The 24,014-nt window shown below is 70.8% G+C and carries 16 protein-coding genes and 4 pseudogenes; 13 read left to right on the top strand and 7 right to left on the bottom strand.

Annotated features, from left to right (window positions below; genetic code table 11):
* The 4 genes from ACWD0J_RS29395 to ACWD0J_RS29380 are packed head-to-tail and all read left to right on the top strand — an operon-like array spanning position 1 to position 11,361.
* Entirely contained in the window at positions 1-1,182 is a 1,182-nt protein-coding gene (locus ACWD0J_RS29395; protein WP_451498874.1) for a Kelch repeat-containing protein, read from the top strand.
* Positions 1,179-4,313, top strand: coding sequence for a hypothetical protein (locus tag ACWD0J_RS29390; protein WP_451498873.1), 3,135 nt, complete (start codon positions 1,179-1,181; stop codon positions 4,311-4,313). Before ACWD0J_RS29395 ends, ACWD0J_RS29390 begins: the two co-directional genes overlap by 4 nt.
* The gene (locus ACWD0J_RS29385; protein WP_451498872.1) at positions 4,310-9,547 is read left to right on the top strand and encodes a hypothetical protein; all 5,238 of its coding nucleotides are present in this window, start codon (positions 4,310-4,312) and stop codon (positions 9,545-9,547) included. Before ACWD0J_RS29390 ends, ACWD0J_RS29385 begins: the two co-directional genes overlap by 4 nt.
* Complete coding sequence (locus ACWD0J_RS29380; RefSeq protein WP_451498871.1) at positions 9,544-11,361, top strand: hypothetical protein; 1,818 nt, start codon at positions 9,544-9,546, stop codon at positions 11,359-11,361. The genes ACWD0J_RS29385 and ACWD0J_RS29380 overlap by 4 nt, the downstream gene beginning before the upstream one ends.
* A gap of 273 nt (positions 11,362-11,634) precedes the next feature.
* Here ACWD0J_RS29380 and ACWD0J_RS29375 read toward each other — a convergent pair whose 3' ends face one another.
* Positions 11,635-12,582, bottom strand: a complete 948-nt coding sequence (locus ACWD0J_RS29375; RefSeq protein WP_451498870.1) for an SDR family NAD(P)-dependent oxidoreductase — start codon at positions 12,580-12,582, stop codon at positions 11,635-11,637.
* A 106-nt stretch (positions 12,583-12,688) separates the two neighbouring features.
* Here ACWD0J_RS29375 and ACWD0J_RS29370 point away from each other — a divergent pair, with 106 nt between their 5' ends.
* Entirely contained in the window at positions 12,689-13,354 is a 666-nt protein-coding gene (locus ACWD0J_RS29370) for a TetR family transcriptional regulator (RefSeq protein ID WP_451498869.1), read from the top strand.
* Positions 13,355-13,626: 272 nt separating this feature from the next.
* Positions 13,627-13,776: a hypothetical protein gene (locus ACWD0J_RS29365; RefSeq protein ID WP_451498868.1), complete on the top strand. Its 150-nt coding sequence runs from the start codon at positions 13,627-13,629 to the stop codon at positions 13,774-13,776.
* A 188-nt stretch (positions 13,777-13,964) separates the two neighbouring features.
* Here the strand turns inward: ACWD0J_RS29365 and ACWD0J_RS29360 are convergent, their stop codons facing one another.
* Positions 13,965-14,705, bottom strand: coding sequence for a GNAT family N-acetyltransferase (locus ACWD0J_RS29360; RefSeq protein ID WP_451498891.1), 741 nt, complete (start codon positions 14,703-14,705; stop codon positions 13,965-13,967).
* Between the two features lie 260 nt (positions 14,706-14,965).
* Here ACWD0J_RS29360 and ACWD0J_RS29355 point away from each other — a divergent pair.
* From ACWD0J_RS29355 to ACWD0J_RS29345, 3 genes and pseudogenes are all read left to right on the top strand, one after another.
* Positions 14,966-15,058: pseudogene (locus ACWD0J_RS29355) on the top strand (IS5 family transposase); the annotation flags it as partial.
* A gap of 224 nt (positions 15,059-15,282) precedes the next feature.
* Positions 15,283-16,731, top strand: coding sequence for a PP2C family protein-serine/threonine phosphatase (locus ACWD0J_RS29350; RefSeq protein ID WP_451498867.1), 1,449 nt, complete (start codon positions 15,283-15,285; stop codon positions 16,729-16,731).
* A gap of 2 nt (positions 16,732-16,733) precedes the next feature.
* The gene (locus ACWD0J_RS29345; protein ID WP_451498866.1) at positions 16,734-17,105 is read left to right on the top strand and encodes an STAS domain-containing protein; all 372 of its coding nucleotides are present in this window, start codon (positions 16,734-16,736) and stop codon (positions 17,103-17,105) included.
* Positions 17,106-17,144: 39 nt separating this feature from the next.
* On the opposite strand, the gene ACWD0J_RS29340 is transcribed toward ACWD0J_RS29345, so the two are convergent.
* The 4 genes and pseudogenes from ACWD0J_RS29340 to ACWD0J_RS29325 form a co-directional block, all read right to left on the bottom strand.
* On the bottom strand, positions 17,145-17,291 hold the full coding sequence (locus tag ACWD0J_RS29340; protein ID WP_451498865.1) for a hypothetical protein: 147 nt from the start codon (positions 17,289-17,291) through the stop codon (positions 17,145-17,147).
* Positions 17,292-17,667: 376 nt separating this feature from the next.
* Positions 17,668-18,186 carry a DUF1203 domain-containing protein gene (locus ACWD0J_RS29335; protein WP_451498864.1) on the bottom strand — a complete coding sequence of 173 codons (519 nt, stop codon included), beginning with the start codon at positions 18,184-18,186 and terminating at the stop codon, positions 17,668-17,670.
* Between the two features lie 395 nt (positions 18,187-18,581).
* Positions 18,582-18,800 carry an MmyB family transcriptional regulator gene (locus ACWD0J_RS29330; protein WP_451498863.1) on the bottom strand — a complete coding sequence of 73 codons (219 nt, stop codon included), beginning with the start codon at positions 18,798-18,800 and terminating at the stop codon, positions 18,582-18,584.
* Positions 18,801-19,123: 323 nt separating this feature from the next.
* Positions 19,124-19,348, bottom strand: a pseudogene (locus tag ACWD0J_RS29325) (MerR family transcriptional regulator); the annotation flags it as partial.
* Between the two features lie 428 nt (positions 19,349-19,776).
* Here ACWD0J_RS29325 and ACWD0J_RS29320 point away from each other — a divergent pair.
* The 4 genes and pseudogenes from ACWD0J_RS29320 to ACWD0J_RS29305 all read left to right on the top strand — a co-directional run bounded on the left by ACWD0J_RS29320 (position 19,777) and on the right by ACWD0J_RS29305 (position 23,639).
* Positions 19,777-20,682: an NADP-dependent oxidoreductase gene (locus ACWD0J_RS29320; protein WP_451498862.1), complete on the top strand. Its 906-nt coding sequence runs from the start codon at positions 19,777-19,779 to the stop codon at positions 20,680-20,682.
* A 319-nt stretch (positions 20,683-21,001) separates the two neighbouring features.
* Positions 21,002-21,601 carry an NUDIX hydrolase gene (locus ACWD0J_RS29315; RefSeq protein ID WP_451498861.1) on the top strand — a complete coding sequence of 200 codons (600 nt, stop codon included), beginning with the start codon at positions 21,002-21,004 and terminating at the stop codon, positions 21,599-21,601.
* Positions 21,602-22,156: 555 nt separating this feature from the next.
* Positions 22,157-22,404: pseudogene (locus ACWD0J_RS29310) on the top strand (response regulator transcription factor); the annotation flags it as partial.
* A 137-nt stretch (positions 22,405-22,541) separates the two neighbouring features.
* Entirely contained in the window at positions 22,542-23,639 is a 1,098-nt protein-coding gene (locus ACWD0J_RS29305; RefSeq protein ID WP_451498860.1) for an NmrA family NAD(P)-binding protein, read from the top strand.
* Between the two features lie 110 nt (positions 23,640-23,749).
* Here the strand turns inward: ACWD0J_RS29305 and ACWD0J_RS29300 are convergent.
* Positions 23,750-24,014 (bottom strand): annotated as a pseudogene (locus ACWD0J_RS29300) (hypothetical protein); the annotation flags it as partial.

Here is a 24,014-nt window from a genome sequence, read left to right as displayed (position 1 = left end):
ATGACCAGTCCCACCGTGGCGGCTACCGGACAGTGGACGAGCACCGGGGCCCTCCCCTCCGCACGCGTGTGGTCCGGCCAGCACGACGGCCCGGTCGTGCTCGCCAGCGGGAAGGTCCTGGCGGCCGGAGGAGCCGACGCAGCCGGAGCCGCGCTGGGGCAGGTGGCCGTGTACGACCCGGCCGCCAAGACGTGGACGGCCTCCACCGCGCTGCACACCGCCAGGCGGCTGCACACGGTCACCCTGCTGGGCAGCGGCAAGGTGCTGGTCACCGGCGGCATCACCGGGGCGGCGACGTTCCCGTCGGCCGGACTGGCCTCCGCCGAGGTGTTCGACCCCACGCAGGGCACCTGGACCGCGACCGGCAGCCTGAAGACCGGCCGGTGGGGGCACAGCGCGGTGCTGCTGCCCGACAAGAAGGTGCTCGTCGCGGGCGGCTGCACCGCCCGGTCCGGGCAGTCGGTCAAGGCGCTGCGCTCGGCCGAGGTCTACGACCCGGACACCGGCGCATGGACGGAGGTCACCGCGATGACCGACGCGCGCTGCGGTCACCCGGCGCTCGTGCTCAACACCGGCAAGGTGCTGGTGGTCGGCGGCAGCGCGCCCGTGTCCCGCGAGACCGACGCGGCACTGGCCTTTTGCGAGCTGTACGACCCGGCTGCGGGCACCGGCGGTACCTGGACGCCGACCGGGAGCCTGCTGGTGGCGCGCAGCGGGCACCAGGCCACGGTGCTCCCGGACGGCACCGTCCTGGCCAGTGGCGGCAGCCCTCCGGGCGCACCGGGCAACGGCACCTTCGACCCGTTCAGCAGGGCCACCGCCGAGACGTTCAACCCCGTCGCGGGCGCGTGGAGCGCGGTGCGGGACATGCCCGCCGGGCGCGGCCTGCATCGGTCGGTCTCACTGGGCGGGGGCAAGGTGCTGGTCGCCGGCGGCACCGACAGCCCGGACCACGGCGTCGGCTACGCCAGCGCGCTGATCTTCGACGCGGCCACCCGGAACTGGAGCCCGGCGGGCGGTCTGGCGGCGGGCCGGTGGGGGTTCGCCATCGTTCCGCTGACCGGCGGCAAGGCGCTGGTCGCCGGCGGGATCACCCGCGCGGGCCTTGCCGCCGCCGACTCCGGCGCCACCGAGGTCACCGCCACCAGCGAGATCTTCGGCACCGGCCCGGTGACACCGTGAGCAACGCGTACTCCTTCCTGCCGTGGCTGCGGACCGGCCTCAGCACCCGGATCACGACCGATCCGGGCACCGCCGGACGGGCCGTCATCCCGGTCAAGCTGCGGCTGACCGGGGACGGCGTGTCCGGCGGCACGATCACCCGCGACGTCGAGAAGGCCGTACAGCTGTACGGGCCGGGCGACGTGGTGGGGGTCGATCCGCGGGTGATCTCGCGGGTGGAGCCGCGTCCCTGGATCACCAACGTGGAGCCCAACTACCTGCCGCACATCGAGTTCTACGACGAGGGCCTGCCGTGGCGTTACAGCCCGGCCCCGCCCGACGGCGCCAACAAGCGGCTGCTGCCCTGGCTGGCGCTCGTCGTGCTCGCCGGAGCGGCTGAGCCCGCGGGCGACCCGGGCGCGGAGTTCACCGAGGGCGCGGTCGCCGGGCGGCCGCTGCCGTCGATCCAGGTCAAGGACCCGGCCGGGACGCTGCCGCCGCCGGGCCAGCTCGGCGCGTGGGCGCACGTGCACGTCAACGGCGAGCTGGACGGCCTGGTCGCCAGCGACGATCCCGCCGGTGCGCTCGCCGCCCTGCGCCGGGTGCTGCGCACCAACGCCGACCTGGCGTGTTCGCGGCTGATGTGCCCGCGGCGGCTCAAGCCCAACAGCGGCTACCACGCGTTCCTGGTCCCCGCGTTCGAGACGGGCCGCCTGGCCGGGCTCGGCCTGGACCCGGCCACCGCGCCCGGCGCGCTGCACTCCAGCTGGGGCCCCGACTACCCGGGCCGCCCCGAGCCCGCAACGTTGCCGTACTACCACCGCTGGTTCTTCGGCACCGGCAGCGCCGGCGACTTCGAGTACCTGGTCCGGCTGCTGGAGCCCCGGCCCGCCGACCCGGCCATCGGCCGCCGCGACCTCGACGTGCACAACTCGGCCGGGACCGGGCTGCCGCCCATCACCAGCCCGGCGGAGCTGCACGGCGTGCTCAAGCTGGGCGGCGCACTCCAGTCGCCCAACCGGCCCAAGGGCGACGTCTACGACAAGTGGGACGAGCCGTACCCGCACCTGTTCCAGAAGGCCCTCGCCGGACTGATCAACCTGGCCGACTCCTACCTCGACCAGACCCCGGCCGCCGCACACGCCGCCTACGGGGTGCAGGACGTGGCGGGCGAGGTCGATCCGATCATCACCCCGCCGCTGTACGGGCGCTGGCACGCCCCCGCGAACCGGCTGCTGACCAAGCGCGACGGCAGCCCGATCACGCCCGACCGCAACTGGGTGCACCGGCTCAACCTGGACCCGCGCTTCCGCGTCGCCGCCCACCTGGGCACCCGCGTCGTCCAGGAGCGGCAGGAGGAGTTCATGGTCGCCGCCTGGGCACAGGCCGGCGACGTGCTGGCGGCCAACGCCAAGATCCGCGCCGCCCAGCTCGCCCGCGAGATCGGGACCGTACTGCAGGCCAAGCATGTGGAGCCCGCCGCCGCACCGATCACGCCGGCCGACGAGCCGGTGCCGTCCGGCAAGGCCCTCGTACTCACCGCTCCCGCCAACTCGCGGGTGACCACGCGTGATCGGGCCCTGCGCGGGGCGGTGGCGGCCGAGGGCGAGCGGGTCGCGGTCGGGTTCCACGTGGCGCGCAGCCGCGTGACGGCCGCGCCGCTGTCCCCGACGATGCGGCGGATGCTGCGGCCGGGGCGGCTGATCCGCGACCTGCCGTTCAGCGAGACCAAGCCGCCCGACGCGCTGATCCCGCGGATGGACGACCCGGACGACCCCGTGACGGCGGCCTCCGCCAAGGAGACTCCCGACGCGGTGGTGACACCCAAGCAGCTGCACGATGTCCTGCACCCAGCACCACCGCCGATCGGGCTCACGGCCGCCACCGAGGCCGGCCCAGCCGATCCGATCGACCGGCTTCCGCACAGCGCCAACTTCCGGATCACCTTGCCCGGCGACACGTTCGTCCCCTCCGAAGGCGGCGACGACAGCGAGGAGGCCAAGCGGTTCAAGGGCGGGCTACGCGACATCTACCGGGGCTGGCAGGCGGCGGGCGGTGGCCAGACCGAGGGCGGCGACGACCCGCTGAACGTCCGCGCCACCACCGACGCGATGATGATCGGCCTGCGCGCCGAGAGGACCGTGCCCACCAGCCTGCTGACGTTGGTCAGCCTGCCCGAACGGCTGCAGCCGTTCGCCGAGCGGTTCATCGAGGCGATGGCCTATCCCGTCATCGACCTGCCGATGTACAAGGCGCTGCTGGACCTGTCGGTGGACCACTTCGCCCCCAACCTCGGGCTGATCCCGCAGAACACGGTGACGCTGCTGGAGACCAACCAGGAGTTCATCGAGTCGTACCTCGTCGGGCTCAACCACGAGATGGCCCGCGAGCTGCTCTGGCGCGAGTACCCCACCGACCAGCGCGGCTCGCCTTTCCGGCAGTTCTGGGACACGCGCGGGGGCGCGAAGCAGTACGACATCCAGCCGCTGCACACCTGGCCCAAGGCCGCCGAACTCGGTGAGAACGACGCGCGGGAGACCGGCGGACAGGCGGACGACCTCGTGCTGGTCATCCGCGGCGACCTGCTGAAGAAGTACCCGAACGCCGCCATCTACGCGCACCGCGCCCGCTGGCAGCCCGAGTCGGGACCGCCGGACCCGGCCCAGGAACGGGTCCCGGTCGAGCTCGCCGACCCGGCGCACCCGACGCTGGAGGAGATCAGGCTCCCGCTGTACGAGGCCAAGGTGGACCCCGACCTGACGCTGCTCGGCTTCGACCTGACGGCGGCCGAGGCCAAGGGCAACTTCGCCACCGGCGCGGCGGGCTGGTTCTTCGTGATCCAGGAACGTCCCGGCGACCCCAGGTTCGGCGCGGACGAGGGCCCGCCCACCCCGGTCGAGGTGTGGAACGACCTGACGTGGGCCGACGTGGATCCGGGTGGGACCGGGTTCATCCGGCTCGACGCGAGCACCGTGCAGGTCCCGCTCAAGGACTTCGACGACCCCGCCGCCGACGCCGAGAAGAACGACCAGCACCTGGAGGACGCGTTCCTGCCCGTCTGGCACGGCGGGCTGAGCTCGGCCGACGTGGCCTACATGCTGTTCCAGGCGCCGGTGCTGATGGCCGTCCACGCTCAGGAGATGCTGCTGTGACCGCGCTCAGCGACGACTTCCCGGTACTGCTCGGCCCGGTCCGGGTGGAGACCCGGTTCACCGCCACCGAGCTGCTGGTACGGATCTTCCCGGACGAGTGGTGCACCGATAAGTTCGAGCCCAAGCCGACCCGCGCCGAGATCACCGCGGTGGACGCGTACTGGACGGCGCACTGGCGGACCGGCGGGAACGCGGTGGCCGAGCAGGCGGCCTGGCAGGAGCTGGTCGCTCGGGTGCCCGGCGGCCGGGCCAGCTGGCTGCTGCAGACCCGTACCCCCGTCAACCCCGCCGATCGGCCCGCGACGGTGCCGGAGGGCGCGACCGTGCTGGTGGTCGTGACCGGCCAGGCCGTACCGGCCGCCGACCGGCAACCGACCGTCACGTACTGGACGGCGGTGTGGCGCGCGCACGGCGACCGGGCCACGCTGCGCGCGGCCGACACCGCGCTGCGCGCCGACGTCGGTGCCGGCCGTGCGGACACGATCCGGTCCCGGCGCCCGGTGGGCATCGACGCCGCGCCCACCGCTGTCGGTGACGCGGTGATGGTCGCGTTCCTCGTGCTGCCGCCACCGGCCGCGGGAAGCCTGGCCGAGCAGTCGTGGACCCAGGCGGCGAAGGCCAGGCTCCTGCCGGACCGCTTCACCGTGCTCGGATATGTGGGCGGCGAGCGGGTACTGACAGCGACCGGCGAGGCGGTGCCCGACGCACTCGCGGTCAGCCCCGACCCCGAGGCCGACACCGACAAGCAGCTCAAGGTGGACGAGCAGACCGGCGCGCTGCGGGTGCCCGACGAGCTCCAGTGGCTGACCGACTTCGGGCGGGCGGTGACGCTCGGCATGGGCCTGCGCATCCCGCTCACCCCGCAGATCCGCAACGGCCTGGACCGGCTAGTGGTGTTCGGGCTGCGGGAGCGCTCCGGCCCCGAGCAGACGGCCGTCCAACTGGCCGACCTCATCACCCGGCAGCTGCGCAGCCCGTCCGGGTACGGGCTGCTGCCGCAGGGCACCCCAACCAACAACAGCGAGGCCGCCCCCGCCGGGCAGGACCGCCGCGCCGAAGCCGAGGCCGCGCTACGCACCGCGTTCGGGTTCGCGGCGGCGGACGCGCCTGACGACTGGCGGACCCGGACCGACGGGCAGTGGCTGGCCGACCTGCTGGGCATCGACCCCGCCGTGCTGACCGGCATGCCCAACGCCGACGGCACCGACCAGCGTGACGCCCGCGCGGCCAACATCGCCCTGTGGCCCGCGACCTGGGGCGCCTACCTGCGCGGCATGATGCATCCGATCCTGTCCGAGCAGGCGGTCGACCAGACGCGCGAGTTCTTCGTGCGGTACGTGTCGGGGCGCGGCCCGGCCCCGGCGGTCAAGATCGGGCGGCAGCCGTACGGCATCCTGCCCACCACCGCCTTCTCCAAGATGACCTTCCCGGAAAGCGCGACGCACCGCCGCGCGCTGCACAAGCTGCTCAGCGTGGCGGCGGAGGACTGGCAGAAGGCCGCCGCGAAGGTCAGCTACCTGGGCAAGGGCGGGGACCCGCACCAGCTGCTGCTGGACATCCTGGCGCTGCATCCGACGTCGGCGGAGTTCTACCAGCGGTACGCGCAGAGCGTCGAGGACATCTTCAACCGGGAGAACCTCAACAGCGGCGGCCCGCGCGTCATCCCCGCGCTGGACCAGCTCAACATGCCGCAGCCGATCCGTGCCCTGCTCAACCGCCTCGGCTACGCCATCCCGCCTGGAGCCGACCCGGAGGTGATCCGGCGGCTGTTCGTGGGCGACCAGTACCAGCTGCTCGGGCCGCTGGTCGATGACCGGCCGCTGTCGGAGACCGGCCACATCCGCGCGTACCTTCCCGACGGCGGCAACTACCTGCACTGGCTCGCCCAGCACGCCGAGCACGACCTGGAGACCATCCGGCTCGAACTGGGCTTCAAAGGCGACAAGCCGCCTGCGGCGCTGCTGTATCTGCTGGCGCGGCACGCGGTCCTGCTCGCCTGGGAGGACGCCGCCCGCCGCCTGGCCGCCGCAGCCGGGAGCACGGTGCCACCCGCGCGCGATCCGCTGTTCGTCCACGTACGGCCCAACCGGCCCGGCGCACCCCCAGTGGGCAGCGAGAGCCGGTTCCGCCGGCTGTACTCGCCGGACCGGGCCATCACCGGCAGCCCGGACCGGCTGGTGGCGAGCTTCATCCCCGAGGTCATCAGGCAGAGCCCGGCCACCGCGCAGCTCGCCGAACAGATCGACGCGCTGAAACACCTGGCCGGGCTGCCGACCGCCCGGCTGGAACGGGTGCTGACCGAGCACCTGGACTGCGCGACCTACCGGCTCGACGCTTGGCGCTTGGGTCTGGTCAACGAGCGGCTCGCGGAGCTGCGGTACGGGTCGTCCGGCACGGGACCGGCCCGGCGCGGCATCCACCTCGGTGCGTACGGCTGGCTGGAGGACGTACGGCCCAAGCCGCGCCCCGGCATGACGCAGGTCGAGCTGACCGGCGACCTCGGGCAGCTGTTCAACCCGCCGGGCGCGCAGCCGCTGATGCACGACAAGGCCAACGGCGGTCACATCCACGCTCCCTCGCCCGCGCAGGCCACCACCGCCGCGGTCCTCCGCGCCGGATACATCGCCAACGCCAGTCCCGCCGACCGGCACATGTTCGCCGTCAACCTGAGTTCCGAACGGGTCCGGGTGGCACTGACCCTGCTGGACGGGCTGCGGCAGGGACAGTCGCTGGGCGCCCTGCTCGGCTACCGGCTCGAACGGGCCCTGCACGACCGGTATCCGGACACCGAGCTGGACTCGTTCATCACCGCGCTGCGCGGGGCCTTCCCGCTGCGGGCCGGGCGGATCGAGGAGACCAAGCCGCCCCCGGGCACCGCCGTCGAGCTGGTCGAGGCCCGCAACGTCATCGACGGCCTCGAACTCGTGCGGCGGGTGACCCAGGTGCCCGGCGCGGACGTCTACCCGTTCGGCGCCCAGGGGCTCCCGGCCCCCGACACCAACCAGCGCAAGGCCATCAACGAGGAGGTGCACCGGCTCCTCGACACCCACGACGCGCTGGCCGACCTGGCGGTGGCCGAGAGCACGCACCAGGCGCTCGCAGGCAATCCCGAGCGGGCGACGACGACCCTCGACGCCTACGCGAAGGAAGGCGTCGCACCCGAACCCGAGGTGGTCCGGACACCGCGCAGCGGCACCACCTTGACCCACCGGATGGCTCTGCAGCTGACGCCGGGCATCCGGCCGGGCCACAGCGCCCCGTCCGTACAAGGCGAAGGCCCGCGCGCCAAGGCCGAGCCCGCCGTGGACGACTGGCTGCCCACGCTGCTGCCCGACCAGCGGGACGTGGCCGCGCTGGTGACCTGGACCGACCCGGTCAACGGGGTGGCCCGCAGCAGCGTGGTCACCCAGCGGGACCTGCGGCTGCGGCCGATCGACCTGCTGTGGGCGGTACGGCCCGCGAGCGAGGCGTCGATGACCGATCTGGACGACCGGATCATCGGCGTGGTCGCCACCCGCGACCAGCCACGTCCGGACGCGCGGCTGGTGATCGAGCACACCAAGCGCATCACCGGCAAGGTGACGTTCTTCGAGCTGTCGCCACTGATCGCCGCTCTGCGGTCGCTGCTGACCACGTCCCGGCCGGTGCGGCCCACCGACCTGATCCCGGCCGCTGGTGACACCCCGATCGACCGCTCCGCCGACGCGGCCGTGACGCTGCCCCGCGAACGGCTGGTGGCGGTGCGGGACGCGCTGGTGGCGCTGCGCACGGCCGTCACCGGCTACCTGAACGACCTCGGGCCGCTGTTCGCCGAGCCGTCTGCGCCGGTCCGGCGCAGCGAGGTGATCAGCGGCATCGACACGTTCCTGCGCCGGTACGGGGATCTGATCGCGACGGCGGGCGGGTTCGGCATGGTGCGCAGCGGCTGGGGCGAGGCCGCCGGGTGGCGGCGGGACCGCTACACCGAGGTGCTCGCGGCCGTCGACGAGGTCGCCGACCGGATGGCCAAGGCGCTGGCCGACGCCAACGCGCTCATCGCCGCTTACGACGCGCTCCCTGCGGCCACCGCGACCCCGGAGCGGTTCCGGCTGCTGGAGCAGATCGAGCGGCTGCTGACCACCACGCCGACCACGCCGCGCCCGAACACGCCCCAGCAGCTGCGCTCGATCATCAACAACCGGCGGCAGGCGTTCCAGAACAGGCTGCAGGATCTGCGCGAGGTCGCCGGCACCGGCCAGAAGACGCTGGGCGGGCTGCTGGCCGAGGTCGCCGCGCTGCTGCCGCTGACCGGCTTGGACCCGGCCGGGCTGACGCTGACCCCGTACGAGGACCTGGTCGTCGCGTACGGGAAGGAACTGCTGGACCGGGCACGGGCGCTGCAAGCCGAGATCGCCGAGCGGCTGACCGCCGCCGACGCGGCGCTGACCGAGCACGACACGGCGGTGACCGGGCCCGACCGGGTGGAGGCCGCGCTCGACGCCCTCAAGTCGCTGCTCGGCGAGGATGCTCTGGCCGTACCGGAGTACACCCCGTCGGCCGCGCTCGCTTCGGACTGGAAGAAGGCCCGCGACGACAGCGGCGGCCTGGTCGAGCACCTGGAGGACGCGGGGCGCGACTTTCCGGTGGACGACTGGCTGCACGGCATCGCCCGGGTCAGGGAGAAGCCGCGGCTGTGGGAGCAGGTGGCGATCCTGAGCGACGCGCTGCGCGGTGACGGGGGACTGCTCGGCCATCTGCCCGGCTTCGAGGAGCCGCAGCTGGTGCCGATCCAGCTGCCGTACCGGACCGACGACCACTGGCTGGCCATGGAGTTCGCGCCGGGCACGACGCTGGATGAGGACCGGCTGCTGTTCACCGCGCACTACGCCACCAAGCCCACACCGCCGACCGATGCCTTCTGCGGCCTGCTGCTGGACGAGTGGACCGAGGTCATCCCGGCGCAGAAGGAGACGACCGGGATCGCGCTGCACTATGACAAGCCCGACTCCGAACCGCCGCAGGCCATGCTGCTGGTCACCCCGCCCACTCGTACCGGGACGTGGAACGCCGACGACCTGGTGGCGGCGCTGCACGAGACGTACGACCTGATGAAGGCCCGCGCCGTCGAGCCCGCGCACCTGGACGAGACCGCCTACGCCCACCTGCTGCCCGCCACGCTGGTGTCGGCCGCCAGCAAGCCGATCACCATCAGCACCGACTTCGCGACCAACAACCTGCGCGGGAAGAACCCATGACAGAGCGCATCGAGAACCTGCCGAAGGCCCTGGCGGAGCGGGAGCACCCGACCGTCGGCCTGTGGAACCGGCTGGAGGGACGTCCCCGCACGGCGGACTTCGAACGGGCCTTGCGCGTGGAGGTGCGGGACGCGCTGTGGCTGCTCACCCGGCAGTGGCAGCTCGGCGAGTTCCGCGGCTCCGACGCCGGGACGCCGGTCACCGCCATGTACTCGGTGGGGATGGCGGTTCCGAGCCGGTTCCAGTCCGCGTTGGGCGGCTCGGCTGAGAACCTGCCCGCTGACCGTCCGTTGGAGGACATCGCTGAACGCCAGGCGCTGCCGTTCGCCTTCGGGCCGGAGCGGATCTCGTACGATCTGCGCCTTGCCATCGGCCGCCGCTGGCTCAAGCTGATGAGCCTGCACCCGCCCATCCGCCACCATCGGCAGGACTTCGTCGAGCTGTATCCCATCGCACTGCCGTCCCCGGCCAGCGACGCCGACACCCCGCGGGTGGCCCACCCCGAGGTCTGGTCCACGCTGCAGGCCGTCGCCGGCCGCCGGATGGACGGGTACGAGCTGTACCTTCACATCAGGGCGGGACATGAGGCCGCCGACGGCATCGACCATGTCGCGCCACCGCACCGCACGCTGATCAACGAGCTGGGCACCCGGCTGGTCGGCTGGTTCGACGGCCTGATCGATCAGCCCGCCGGCGACGCCACCTGGGATCCGCGCCGCCTGGAGCACCGGTTCTCGGTCGCCGCGGGGCAGCCGGGGGGCGCGGAGAAGGTGCTGACCGCGCAGGAGTACCCGGGCGGCGAGCTCGACTGGCATGCCTTCTCCATCGACCCCGGAACCCAGGTGGGCGGGGCCGCCGCACCGCCCGCCCCGGTCAACCGCACGGTGTTCCCGGCCCCGGTGCGCTACTCCGGCATGCCGCTGCCGCGCTGGTGGGCGGTGGAGGACGGCAAGACCAACTTCGCCGCCGTCCGCCCGGACCGCACCGACATGGCCCGCCTGGTCGTCCTGGAGTTCGCCCTCGTCTACAGCAACGACTGGTTCCACCTGCCGTGCGACCTGCCCACCGGGACGCTGGCCTCGCTGCGCGGCCTGGCCGTCACCGACGTCTTCGGCCAGCGCCTGTGGATCACGCCCGCCGGGGCAGGGGCCGACAACGACTGGCAGCGCTGGTCCATGTTCACCCTGGACACCATCGGCTCAGACGCCGTCCCCGCCGACACAGGCCTGTTCCTCTCCCCCACCGTCCCCAAGGTCGCTGACGGACCCGTCCTGGAAGAGGTCGACCTCATCCGCGACGAGAACGCCAACATGGTCTGGGGCATCGAGCAGACCGTACGGCTGCCCACCGGCCCGGGCCGCAGCGGCAGGGAGGTCGCCGCCGAGATCCTCGCCCAGCGCCGCCGCCTGTTCCCGCCCACGCCCCCCACCGCCCCGCTGGCCCCCATCGCCTACCTGGCCATGACCTCGGTCCCCGGCCACTGGATCCCGTTCATCCCCGTGCACGTCCCCGGCGACAGCCGCAAGATCCAGCTCCAGCGCGCCGCCATGCCCAGCGAGATCGACACCACGCCCGTCCGCCCCCGCACCACGATCCTCCGCGAGGGCCTGGACGCCGCTCCGCAACGCTCGTACTTCCTCAACGAAGAGGAGGTCCCGCAGACCGGCACCAAGGTCACCGTCGCCTACAACCGCACCCGCTGGGGCAACGGCCGCGTCGCCGTCTGGCTCAGCGCCCGCCGCGGCACCGGCCGCGGCGAAGGCTCCAGCGGCCTAACCTTCGACCTCCCCGCCGACACCGAACCCCTCTCCTGACCGGACCCGCGGCAGCTCCCGGCTCCTCGGACCCTCCTGGTTCACCGCTCTCACCTCTCTCACCGAGTCCGGCGAAGAGCTGACCGACTACATCTTTGGACAAGCACTCGAGACCCAGGGCCTGTCCGGCATCCCCGCAGCGCTGTACACCTTGCCCCTGCGCCGCCCCGCTGGCAGTTGAAAGAAGCGGCAACCCGTACGCGAAGCCCCACCCAGCGGTCTCGGTGCCACCCGCTCGCGCCGCGACGAGCCGGCGCCTCCTACCAGCGCGGGCTACATCGTGATGGCCGATCCGGAGGGAAACGAGTTGTGCATGGACTGAACGACGGGGAACTTCACCCCGGTGAGGTCTTCGGAGACGGCCCACAGCCGCTGCTGGACGGCTGCCTCGTACGACTGCGGGCTGGAGGTGACCAGCCGGGGGTGGCCCTTGACCTCGTTGCGTCCGCCGGGACCGTAGTACTGGCCGCCGAGCGCGGCGGGGTCGGTGGCGGCGCGCAGGGTCGGCAGCGCGCCCATCGCCGGCGTCTGGGTGATCAGCGGCGCGAGCCAGGTGAGCGGAAGGCGGAGGGCCGCGGGAGTGTTGCGGGCCAGCTCGGTGCTGGACATGCCGGGGTGTGCGGCCACCGCGACGGTGGTGCCGTGCGTGGCGAGCCGGCGCTGCAGCTCGTAGGTGAACATCAGGTTGGCCAGCTTGGACTGACCATAGGCGGCTGCCCGGCTGTACGACCGCTCCCACTGCAGGTCGTCGAAGTGGATCGCGGCCCGGATGCGGTGGCCGGTGCTGCTGACCGTCACCACGCGCGAGCCGGGCACCGGCAGCATCAGGTCCAGCAGCAGCCCGGTGAGCGCGAAGTGGCCGAGGTGGTTGGTGCCGAACTGCATCTCGAAGCCGTCCCGGGTGGTCTGCTTCGGGGTGTACATCACGCCGGCGTTGTTGATCAGCAGGTCGATCCGTTCGAAACGGGACCGCAGCGCCGCCGCCGCGGTCCGGACGGAGTCGAGCGAGGTCAGGTCCAGCGCCTGCACGGTCACGTCGCCGGTCATGCGGGCCGCGGCCTGCTCGCCCTTCTCGACGTTGCGCACGGCGAGCACCACGGACGCCCCGCGCTCGGCGAGCGCCTTGGCGGTCTCGTACCCCAGGCCGGTGTTTGCGCCGGTCACCACAGCCACCCGCCCGCGCTGGTCCGGAATGTTCGCCGTCGTCCACTTCTCGCTCATGCCAGGCTCCCAAGTTAACGTACCGAAGGTATCTTGTGCCGACGACGTTAAAGTACTTTCGGTACTCTGTCAACGTACCGTCGGTACCTAAGTTAGGCTGGTGATCGTGACTTTCCAGCGGGCACGAACCGAAGAGCAGCGGGAGATCCGCCGACGGGCGATCCTCGACACGGCGTCGGCGATGCTCGACGAGATGCCTGTGGCCGCGGTCACCCTGAACGAGCTCAGCCGCCGGGTAGGCCTGGCGAAGCCGAACGTGCTGCGCTACTTCGAGTCTCGTGAGGCGGTGCTGCTGGAACTGCTGGACCGCCTCCTGCAGGAGTGGCTGACTGAACTGGCAGGAGAGTTGGCGGCCGGCATCGACGAAAATCTGCCCATGGCCGAGCGAGCGGCAGCGGTGGCCGAGAGCCTCAGCCGCTCGCTCTCCGGCCGAGTGGTGTTGTGCGACCTTTTCGGTGCACAGGGCAGCGTCCTGGAACACAACGTCTCCGTCGAGGTCGTCGCACGCTACAAGCGCGCCTCCCTGGACCGCCTGACAACCATGACCGCCCTGCTCCTGAAGTACCTGCCGGAGCTGGGCGAGAACGCGACGCTGTTCAGCCTGCAGACCATGGTCATGGCCGGCGCGCTGTCGGCGTACAGCACACCCCCACCCAGTCTGCGGGCGGCCTACCAGGCCGAGCCCGACCTGGCCCGCTTCCACCTGGAGCTGAAGGACTACTTGAAGCTGGCCCTGACCGCAACCCTCCTGGGCGTGCTCCCCCGTAGCTGACGTCGTGCGTCGCACTAGACACGCCAAAATCTCTGTACTTCTCGCGCTCGGACGTCGGAGGGGCCGGGGTGCCAAGCTCGGGCCGCTGGCCCTGACCACTTCGGACTCCGCGGCACCGCTCTTCCTCGGCCCCGGTGACGGCTGAGCCGTCACGCCGGCGGCAGCGCCCGGCGGACCTGGTCGACCGAGGTGTGCAGAGCCGCGGCGAGCGCGGCCGTCTCAGGCGCTCGCCGCCCGCCTATCCTGCTCGACGGCGGCGGAGGCTGCGGCTGATGCCCAGCACGGCAGCGACGTCGTCCTGGGGCAGCCCCAGTCGCGCGCAGCGTGACCGGTGTCCCGGGCGCCAGCAGCCGCAGCACGTCGACGCCGAGCACTGCCACTGCACCGCCTTCGCCCGCGGCCTGGTCCGGCCGGACTCGTAGCAGGACACCCGCACCACCAGCGTGCGGATCTGCCGGGCGGCGTCGAGGACCGACGCCGGCCCATCGGTGCGGGCCTGCGCGAGGCGCTCGGCCAGCTCGACCTGGCTCCAGTCACGGGTCTGGCGACAGGCCGCGAGCCGGGTGCCGTCGAACGCGTCGCAGACGACGGGGGTGAGTCCTTGGGCCCTTCAGCCCTTGAGTCCGTAAAAGCGCATCGGGGAGTTGGGCCGGAAACCGATGCGCGGGTACACCGGTGCCCCGGCGACGGTCGCATGCAGGGTGGCGCGGGTCAGCCCGGTGGCGCGGGCGCCTTCGTACAGCGCCTTGCGCGTCACCGCCTCGCCGTAGCCCCGGCGCTGGTGTCCGGGGTCGGTGGCGACGAGTACGACGAAGAGCCGGCCCTCCGCCTCGACCGTGGCGGCGCAGGCGACCGGCGCGCCGTCCCGCAGGGCCAGGTACGCGTACACCTCCTCCTTCCACAGCGTGGAATCGGCCAGACCGTCGCGGCCGTCCTCCTGGGGGAAGCCGTAGGCCCGGCAGTTGATGTCGGCGTAGGCCAGCAGCTGTTCGTCGGTGGTGACCCGCTCGAACGTCAGCTCCGGATGGTGGGGCTCGGGGATGGGCAGCAGGTCGCCGGCCATGCCGGTGCCGGGGAAGGCGTGGACCAGGCCGGCGCGCTCCGCCGCCTCCGTCAGCGCCGCGCGTGCGTCGTCCGCGAGCAGGTCCTCGAACAGCCACAGGAAACCTGGCTGGGCCTTGGACCGCATGATGTCCGCCGCCTGTGCCAGACGCTTTTCCAGAAGTACGGCGTCGGCCCCGGTCTCGGTCAGGGTGATCGCGTTCCAGAAGGCGAAGCGGCAGTCGGCCCAGCGGACGGCGACGCCTGGCAGATCCCGTACGTCCGCCTGCTCGTCCCGGTCGAGCACCATGGCGCGCCAGACCGTGGAGAGCTGTGCCACGGATTCGACCGCAGCCTCGAGATTCGTCACGGCAACCCCTCACCCTTGTCGTGTGTGCGAAACGGCCTACGGGGGTGCAACGCTCCCGCCCGCCCGAGGGCTCAGACACGGCGGCACATCGCGTCGCTTTCCGGACAGGCAGCCCCGGGCCTCCGCCCGCTCCCGCCTCCACTGCGGATCCCGGCGAAAGCCGGGGGACCGCCACCCCTGCCACCACGCCGAGACGGCTCGCCCACTCGAAGAGCATGATCCGCCTCGCAATGATCTCCAACCTGGCGAAACGGGCAACCGGCGAAACGCCCATGACCTGGCTCAATCCATGAACTATCCCTCAATTGAGCGGGGAGGTCCTCTGACATCGGACGGGGACCGATTGCCAATGAAGTCGGACCAGCTCCTGCTGGATATTGGCGCCTTCATGTGGAGATATAGCGGGGCGAGTGGTTGATGCTCGGAGGCGGAGGCGGGTTTCGCTGCTGTCGTAGGGTCGGTGGTCGAGGACTGGGCGTTGGGACCGGTTCCGTCGCGGAAGAGCAGGAGCTGAGCGATGGCAGGTGCGCCTGAGGCTTCGCCAGGCGAGTTGCGGCTGAGGCGGGTACCGCCGGCCGGGGTGGAGGCGGCGCGGATGGAGGCGGTGCGCCGCTACGACATCCTCGACACCCCGCCCGACGGGGCGTTCGACCGGGTCGCGGCGATGGCCGCCCGCCTGTTCGATGTCCCTGTGGCCAGCGTGACGATCGTCGATGCCGACCGGATCTGGTTCAAGGCCATTCACGGCCTGGAAGGGGTCGCGGAGATTGGCCGGGACCCGGGACTGTGCGGGTCGGCGATCCTACGCGATGACACGCTGGTGATCCCCGACACCCTTACCGATCCGACCGCCTGCACCAATCCGCTGGTCACCGGTCCTCTGGGGGTGCGGTTCTACGCGGCGGCGCCGATCATCACCGCCGACGGCCACCGGCTGGGCACGGTCAACATTCTGGACACCAGACCGCGTCTGATCACCGAGGCCGACACCGAAACCCTGGCCGACCTGGCCGCGGTGGTTCTGGACGCCATGGAGCTGCGACTTTCGGGCCTGCGGCTGCTACGCGAGGAGCAGGAGCGCCGCAGGGGGGAGGAGGAGGCGCGGACGCGGGCCGAGCGGGACGCGGAGGCGATCACCGCGTTCGCCACCACCCTCCAGCGCACCCTGCTGCCTCCCGCGCTGCCGTCGGTTCCGGGGCTGGAGCTGGCCTGCCACTATCAGACCGACTCGCCCCGCGATGTCGGCGGTGACTTCTACGACGTCTTCTCCCTGGGCGGACAGCGGTGGGCGTTCTTCCTCGGGGACGTGTGCGGCAAGGGCGCCGAAGCCGCCGCCGTGACCTCGCTGACCCGCTACACCCTGCGCGCAGCCGCCCAGCATCACGACGATCCCACTGAAGTCCTCGACGCCCTCAACAGCGCCCTGCTCCTCGATCCCTCGATGGGCAGCCGGTTCTGCACTTGTGTCTTCGGCACCCTGCAGCCCGCTCCGGGCGGCGGTTTCACCGTGAGCGTGGCCACGGGCGGTCATCCCCCCGCCTTCCACATACAGCACGGGGATGACGGCGCGATGGTGGTGAACGGGGTACGCCCCAGGGGCGGCATGCTCGTGGGCGCACTGGAGGGCGCCCGGTTCGCCTCCCACACCTTCCACCTCGCCCCGGGCCAGGGCCTGCTGCTCTACACCGACGGGCTCACCGAGGGCCGCCTGCCGGACGGGACCATGTTGGGTGAGGAAGGCGTGGCCGCCTTCCTCACCACCCGCACCACCCCGGACGCCGGCCGCCTGATCGAGGACACCATCGCCCTCATCACCGACCTGCCCACCGGTCCCGGAGACGACGTCGCCCTGCTCGCGCTGTCCGTACCCCTGGCACCGGCCACTGAACAGACGGCCGCCGTATCCACGGCCCGTAGCCTGGTCACGCCCGTCGCCGGCGCCGCCCGCGCCGACCAGGAGTACTGACCGTGATCGACGACCTCACCCTCACCACCACCCACACCGACAGACACCTGGCGGCCCTCTGCGTCGGCGGAGAGATCGACACACAGACCGCTCCCGCCTTGCGCGAAGAAGCACTGGACGTCATCGCCCAAGGACATCCGCACCTGATCCTGGACCTGACCGGGATCACCTTCTGCGACTCCTCCGGCTTCAACGCCCTGATCGGCATCATGCGCTGCGCGATGGCCGCAAACGGCTCGCTGACCCTGGCCGCGGTCCCCGACCGCCTGTCCCGAATGCTCGATCTCACCGGCCTGAGCACGCTCATGCCGTCCTACCCCAGCATCGGGGCCGCGATGAACGCCCGCCTCCCTGCCACGTCCGAGTCCGCCTGACCCGGCCAATCCAGCCGCCCGGTCCAACTGAATGCTGCGCTACGAGCGGGCGCGGGCGAGGGACGCGGCGAGGTCATCGGCGGCTTCGGTATCGGCAACTGCGCGGGCGGCGAACAACAGCTGACCGATGCCGACGCCCGGGACCAGGCGGGCGAGTGCGGCGAGCAGCGCGGCGTGCATGAGCACCGGCGCGGGCAGAAGGACGGCGGCCTGGCGGGCGACCGGGTCGCGGTAGTGCCCGAGGTTCGCGGCCAGGGCACGGGCGAGCCAGGCGCCGGCGTCGGCCTGGACGTACGACCCGGCGCGGCGGGTGAGTCCGTCCCGGACGGCTTCGTCGCCTTCGCGTGGCTCGGTCTGCTCCAGCGTGCCCCGCTCGCGCAGCGCCTGGAGCTCGTCGGCGCGGGCCGTGATCCGGGCGGCTTCACGCAGCTCGGCTTCCGGGCGACGGCGGCGACCGCGGCTTCGGCTTCGGCTTCGGCTTCGGCAGTGAGCTCAGCAAGGCCTCCCTCGACTGATGCCCGCAGCCGATCTCTTGAAGTCGATCATTCAGGTGGCACGGCTGCTACTGATCCTTGGCGGAGGAGCGTCGCACCTCGAAGTGGAAGCATCCGTATTCCAGTGCCCTGACGTGTACAAGCACCACGTCCGGATCGTTGAACGCATCATCGAAGGCTGCGTCGAAGCCAGTCGTGGCGTCGGCCGGAATCTCCAGAAGACGGCCGCCTGCGATATGGCCCCGGGCGTCATAGCGGCGCACGGTACGCAGGGCTCCCGGCCGAGCGAAGGGATAGTTCTCGCCGGGAGTGAACCCGCCGCAGTCGTCGGCATGGATGAAGACGGGGCCCTGTTCGTCATACGCGCCCGGATCCGCACCCGTAGTGGCGGCCCAGCGACGCAACGGGGCGTACGAAACAAGGGCGATCCGCTCGCCGAGCGTGATGGGACGCAGGCAGCAGCGCAGCGGAGAGCCCACGTCTTCGCCGGTCGCGATGTACGGGGCGCAGGGACGGCCCGCGTCGTCGAGAACCCGCAGTTCCTCCAGGACGGCTGCGTCAACGGGGAGCACGGTGTATCTGGTCATGTGCCCATGCTGAATCGACGCACGGGCGGTTGCTGGCAGGAAACGGACGTCACGTTGGTGCGCGCCCACGCAGAAGACCGGCTGGAAAGGTCACACCCGCCGAACGCAGGCCGCCTACGATCGCCGACCCCTTGGAAATGATCGTCTAGTGGGGACGGCATCCGCTGCCGACCCCGCCAGGATCGTCGGGCGGGGCGATGCGTGCGGTGACGCGTTTGCCGATCGGCTCCTGGCAGACCTCGTAGCTCTTGACGAGGGCCACGCGGATATCCGCCGGGCCGGGTCTGCCGGTCTGCGGTGCTCTATTCGTCGATGTCCTGGTCAGGACATCGACCGATGGCGCGTCTGACGAAGGTGCGGGTCTCCGGCGGTGAGGCCGGGACCGGACCGGAAGCTCAGCGCGCGCGGTCGCCGGCCGGCATGGGGGAAGGAATCTCAGCGGCCCAGGCCAGCAGCATCCGCAGGGCGTCGTGCGAGGGGCTGCCCGGCTCGGCGGCATAGGTGATCAAGGATTGATCGGGGTCGTCCGTTGCGCGCAGGGTCTCGTAGGCCAGTTCCGGATCGCCGGCCACTGGATGGTGGAATCGCTTGGTTCCCGAGCCAAAAGAAGTCACATGTCCACCTCTCCGGTATCGATGGCGTGGTCGATCCAGCCGAGCGGGCCGCCCGGACCCTTGCTATCCGCTCGTGGACGTTGTCCGGTCGGAGAGGTTGCGGCTGACCGGTCCTGCGGTGTGCCAACACCGTGGTCAGCCGCGGCCTGCCCTGCCCACCGCTGCCCGGCGTGCGTCCTGGGTAGCGAGAGCGACGAACGCTGTTTCGACGGCCTCCGGATAACGACTGGGGCTTCCCGTGGCCGGCCAGTGCCCGGTAGATGCCGGACAGGTCGGGGCCCCTACACGACGGGTTGATCAGTCCTGCGCCACGTTCGCCGCGGGGTCGCGACGCCGGTGCTCACGCACGGCAGGAGTTCGACGACGGTACGGCTGGACAGGCCGGCCGCGAAGAGGTCCTGGATGAGCTGGACCCGCTCCAGGGCTTCGTCGGGATAGTCACGCTGCCCACCGGGCGTCCGCGCCGATTCCAGGAGCCGCTGTTCCTCGTAGTAGCGCAGGGCCCGCACGCTGACCCCTGACCGCCTGGCGAGCTGCCCGATGCGCATGACGCAGGACACTCCCTTCCCGCTCGTACCTCACGTTGACGTCAACTTTAGGCTAGCAATGCCGGCTCCGGGGGCAGCCCTGGGGGCCGGTCGAACCGTTGCCGACGCCGAGATTGATCACGACCGGGCGGCGGACCCGAGAGCGTTCACGCGGTTCACGCACGCACGGCAGTCCTCGCTTCGTGCCGGGATCGCCGAGCCCGCCCGCGGGCACATGGGTGTCGTCGATCGTGACGGGCGTGTGATCCCTCGTAGTGGCGCAGGCCCCCACGCTCACCCCCGCCCGCTCGGCAACCTCACCCATCCGCGCCTGCCCTCCTTCGGCCGGGCGGCAGTTGCGACTTGCACCTCACGTCAACGTCAGGTTCTAGAGTGACGAGCGTCGGATGAACACGTCATTCCGGCCCGTCAAAGTAAGGCAGACCAATATGCGCGCAGCCCGGTTCCACGCATACGGTGGAGCGGAGAGCCTGGTGATCGAGCAGGCCCCCGCCCCCAACCCCGGACCCGGTGAGATCCGTGTCCGCGTCGCGGCGACCAGCGTCAATCCCATCGACTGGAAGCTGCGCGCCGGCGCCCTGCACCAGCTGATTCCCCTGGAGCTGCCCGCCATTCCCGGGCGCGACGGCGCCGGTGTGGTCGACGAGATCGGCGACGGAGTGCAGGGGGTGAGCATCGGCGACCGCGTCTTCGGACTGGGTGGTGTCACCGGGGCGACCGCAGAGCTGCTCATCCTCTCGGCCTGGGCGCACACCCCCGCCACGTGGAACGACGAGCAGGCCGCTGGTGCCGGTCTCGCGTCAGTGACCGCGATGCGTGGGCTCGACGCGCTCGGCTCCCTCGCGGGGCGCACCCTTCTCGTCGAGGGCGCCGCCGGAGGCGTGGGCAGCGCGACGGTCGAGATCGCGGTAGCGCAAGGTGCCACTGTGATCGGGACAGCCAGTGAACGCAACCACGAGTTCCTCACCACACTCGGCGCCGTTCCCACCACCTACGGCCCCGGCCTCGCGCAGCGCCTCACCACCCTCGCTCCGCACGGCGTCGACATCGTGCTCGACACCGCGGCCTCCGGCTCCCTGGACGACCTCGTCGCGATCACAGGTGACCCGAAGCGCGTCGCGACGGTCGCCGACCACGCGGGCGGGCAGCGCCTGGGCACGCATGTGGTCAACGCGGAGAACGATTCCACTCTCCTGTCCGCGGCTGCGGAACTGGGCGGGCAAGGCCGCTACACACCCCGTATCGAACAGGCCTACCCCCTGGAACGGATCGCCGACGCCCACGCGCACGCCGAGCGCGGACGCACCCGAGGAAAGATCGTGATCTGCATCTGAACAGGCCGATCGGTATCTGAACAGGCCCACGAGGTAGGTAACTCCGCAACGTGCGGGGCTGCGTGGCGAGCGTGCCCTCGATCGGTACCGGCGGGCGGGCGGTCCGGAGCGGGCCAATCTCCATGGCGCCTCGTCAAGCAGGCCGCCCCCACTCGGTCACCGCACGTGGCACATGAGCCGTCGTCATTCAACCCGCCCTGACCGGCTGATCAGCACCTCCCACTCGCCGGGGGAACCTCACCTCGTCTTGATCGGTGCACCTTGGTCGGAGCACGTGATCAGACGAAGGCCGCCTCAGCATCCGGCGAATGCCAACCGAGTGAACCAGTTCGAGACGCTGTTCGACGACGAAAAGGTACGAGTCGGGCTAATGCCGGAGCAGCGTGGGCATCATGTCGAGATGGCTGCCCCGCACTCCCCGCCGCTTGCCGTCGACGACCGCGGCAACGCCTTGGTCTCCTTCGTTCTGGCAGCGGAAGACAAGCCACCCAGTGACGCGCCCCTGCCCGCGGCGCTGGTAGCCCTGTGGCACGGCAACCGCGTCCTGATGGTTTTCGACCGGTTCCGGCAGACCTGGGAACTGCCAGGCGGACAGATCGACCCTGATGAGCCCCCTCGCCATGCGGCCGCGCGCGAGTTACTGGAGGAAACCAACCACGTCCCCGAAGGCCAGTTGCGTTTCGTCGGCTTCCCGAGCTTCACTCTGGCGCCCGACCAGCATGCCGAATACGGTGCCCTATTCACCGGCCAGGCCGCTGACGCCTCACAGTCCTTCCAGCCCAACGACGAGATCGCGGCCATCCGATGGTGGGACCTTCGCCAGTCCTTGCCAGAGCGGTCCCAACCGCTGGATGCCTACCTCGCAGAGCTGACCCGCAACACATCATCGATCACTCGCCACGGCACAGTCGGAGGTTGAAGAACTTCCCAACAACGATGTCAAAGCCGCCGCTGTGACGGGCGGTGGCCTTCGTAAGACGCTCCGTGGCGGAGCATGGCCCACAAGACGTTGGCTCGTCGACGGGCCAGAGCAGCCGACCAGGACCTGATGGTGCTGATCCTGTCGAACGCGGCACTGCTGGACCGGCTTCCGGTGCAGCCGGCCCCGGCCGGCTACCCGATGGCGCAGGCCGACAAGGAACCGTCGGCCTCTTCCAGCTCGGTTCTGTGTCAAGCCCATGTGTGTTGCCTGTGTTCGGGCTGCGCAACCGCCCATGGGCTACAGAGGACATCGGGCAGGTCGGCTGGACAGCTGGGCCGCCCTGTGGTCCCCGGCTCACTCGTTGAGGCGATACAGGTGCGCATCCGGCCGGGGGGATGCAGAAGCGCGCCCTCCAAGGGGACGAGTGACCAACGACCCTCATCGTCAGGTCCGGTTACGTCCTGCACGCGGCGGCCGGCGCCGGACCGTGTGCGGCGGCGGGTGCGCGACGAGCGGTCGCAGCCGGAGCCGGTCGGCTGCTCGACGTGGCGGCTGCTCGACGTGGCCGGCCGACTGGCCCCGCCCTCCGCCGCACCCTCGGTACCGGGCCCGCCCCTGTCACCCCGGGAACTCGATGTCCTGGCGCAGGTGGCGCTGGGCTGCAGCAACGCCGAGACCGGTCGCAGGCTGCCGCTGCCGCCTGAACGGCCAAGTCGTATCTGCGCAGCGCGATGCGCAAGCTCGGAGCCGGCACCCGCTTCGAGGCGGTGGTCGCCGCACGTCGACAGGGTTTGCCGCCTAGGTTCCGTCCAGGTCGGGGTCTCGCGGGACAGCAGAGTTCCGTGGGGACCCTGACGACCCCTGTGCGCTTGCCGCCTGGAGACCGATCGGTGTACTGTGTTGGAAACCGATCGGTTTCCTCCTTGGAGTCACAACCATGACCACTCACGCCACCTCCTCCATCTTCGTCATCGGCGGCACAGGGGCCCAAGGAATGCCCGTTGTCCGCGCCCTTGTCGCCGACAAGAAGTACTCCGTCAAAGTCCTCACCCGGGACGCCAGCTCGCCCCGAGCTCAGGAGCTCGTTGCGCTTGGCAACGTCTCCATCCTCGAAGGGACGTTCGCCGATGAGGACGTACTGCGCGAAGGATTTCGCGGCTGCGACGGGGCGTTCATCAACATCGACGGGTTCAACACCGGCGAGAAAGCGGAGACCTACTGGGCCATCCGCACGTATGAGATCGCGATCGAAGAAGGAATCAAGTTCTTCGTCTACGGCAATCTTGACTACGCCCTCAAGAAATCGGGCTACGACTCCAGGTTCCGCACCGGTCACTATGACGGAAAGGGCCGCATGGCTGAATGGGTACTGTTCCAGAACGAGAAAAACAGGGACCGGATGGGAGCGGCGGTCTTCACTTCGGGGCCCTATATCGAGATGGTGATCTCACCGCTCACGCCCATGACGCCCTCCGTCGAGAACGGTGTCGTCACGTGGCGAGTCCCGCTCGGCGAGGGGGCCGTCCCGCACGTCGCTCTGGATGACTGCGGCTTCTATGTCCGCTGGCTCTTCGACTACCCGGAACGGGCCAACGGCATGGACCTCGAAGTCGCCATCGAGCACATGACCTATGCCGACATGGCCGCGGCGTTCGAAAAGGTCACCGGGCATCCGGCGCAGTACATCGACACCGATCTGGACGCGTACTGGAACAGCCCGGACCTGACCGGAATCGCCGACCACCCTGCCGGATACAACGCCGACCCCGACGACAAGAGCACCATGAGCTTCCGTGACAACTTCACCGGCTTCTGGAATGTATGGAAGCACGGGATCATCACCAGGGACTACGCCCTGCTCGACGAAATACACCCCAAAAGGATGAGGACCGCTGAGGCGTGGTTCCGTCGAGAGGACCAGTTGGGCAGGGAATCCGGCAAGGGAAGCCTCTGGGAAAGGGTCCAGGCGGAGAACTGGACCGTGAACTCCGCGGTCCTCAAGAGCAGCGCGGATTTCAGGACGGGCAAGTTGTAGACGGCCCTCGTCCCGCGGTGTGCTCGGAGTCACTCACGGTTCCCCCATTAACCTCGATTCGTCAGCGGGGTTTGGTGGCTGACTTGCTCGGCAGTTCGCCCGTAATGTCCTCAGGCCGTTGGAGGTGGGCCGTCGCGTGACGCCGCGGGTGCGCCGGGTTCCACGAGCCCGGAGTCCTGCCGGTTTTTCTCCTTCCTGGTCCTTCGGCGTCGGGCGTGATCGGCGAGGCGGGCGGGCAGGTGGTAGAGACGGAAGCGCATGGTGTCCGGTTCGGCGCCGGCCAGGCCGTCGATGTCGTGCAGGGCCAGCAGCCGCACCCAGGCGTCGAGATCACTCGCGAGGTTCGCAGCGAGTATCCAGCCGCGGTTCACTTCC

The sequence above is a fragment of the Streptomyces sp. NPDC003011 genome, from assembly GCF_053591515.1.
Note: the sequence above shows the minus strand (reverse complement) of the source record. Positions and strands in the feature narration are given on the sequence as shown.

Bases quoted from the DNA above. Each gene is read 5' to 3' on its own strand.
- ACWD0J_RS29395 (WP_451498874.1), top strand. From the start codon at position 1: ATGACCAGTCCCACCGTGGCGGCTACCGGACAGTGGACGAGCACCGGG.
- ACWD0J_RS29380 (WP_451498871.1), top strand. From the start codon at position 9,544: ATGACAGAGCGCATCGAGAACCTGCCGAAGGCCCTGGCGGAGCGGGAG.
- ACWD0J_RS29375 (WP_451498870.1), bottom strand. From the start codon at position 12,582: ATGAGCGAGAAGTGGACGACGGCGAACATTCCGGACCAGCGCGGGCGG.
- ACWD0J_RS29365 (WP_451498868.1), top strand. From the start codon at position 13,627: ATGCCCAGCACGGCAGCGACGTCGTCCTGGGGCAGCCCCAGTCGCGCG.
- ACWD0J_RS29360 (WP_451498891.1), bottom strand. From the start codon at position 14,705: ATGGTGCTCGACCGGGACGAGCAGGCGGACGTACGGGATCTGCCAGGC.
- ACWD0J_RS29350 (WP_451498867.1), top strand. From the start codon at position 15,283: ATGGCAGGTGCGCCTGAGGCTTCGCCAGGCGAGTTGCGGCTGAGGCGG.
- ACWD0J_RS29335 (WP_451498864.1), bottom strand. From the start codon at position 18,186: ATGACCAGATACACCGTGCTCCCCGTTGACGCAGCCGTCCTGGAGGAA.
- ACWD0J_RS29320 (WP_451498862.1), top strand. From the start codon at position 19,777: ATGCGCGCAGCCCGGTTCCACGCATACGGTGGAGCGGAGAGCCTGGTG.
- ACWD0J_RS29305 (WP_451498860.1), top strand. From the start codon at position 22,542: ATGACCACTCACGCCACCTCCTCCATCTTCGTCATCGGCGGCACAGGG.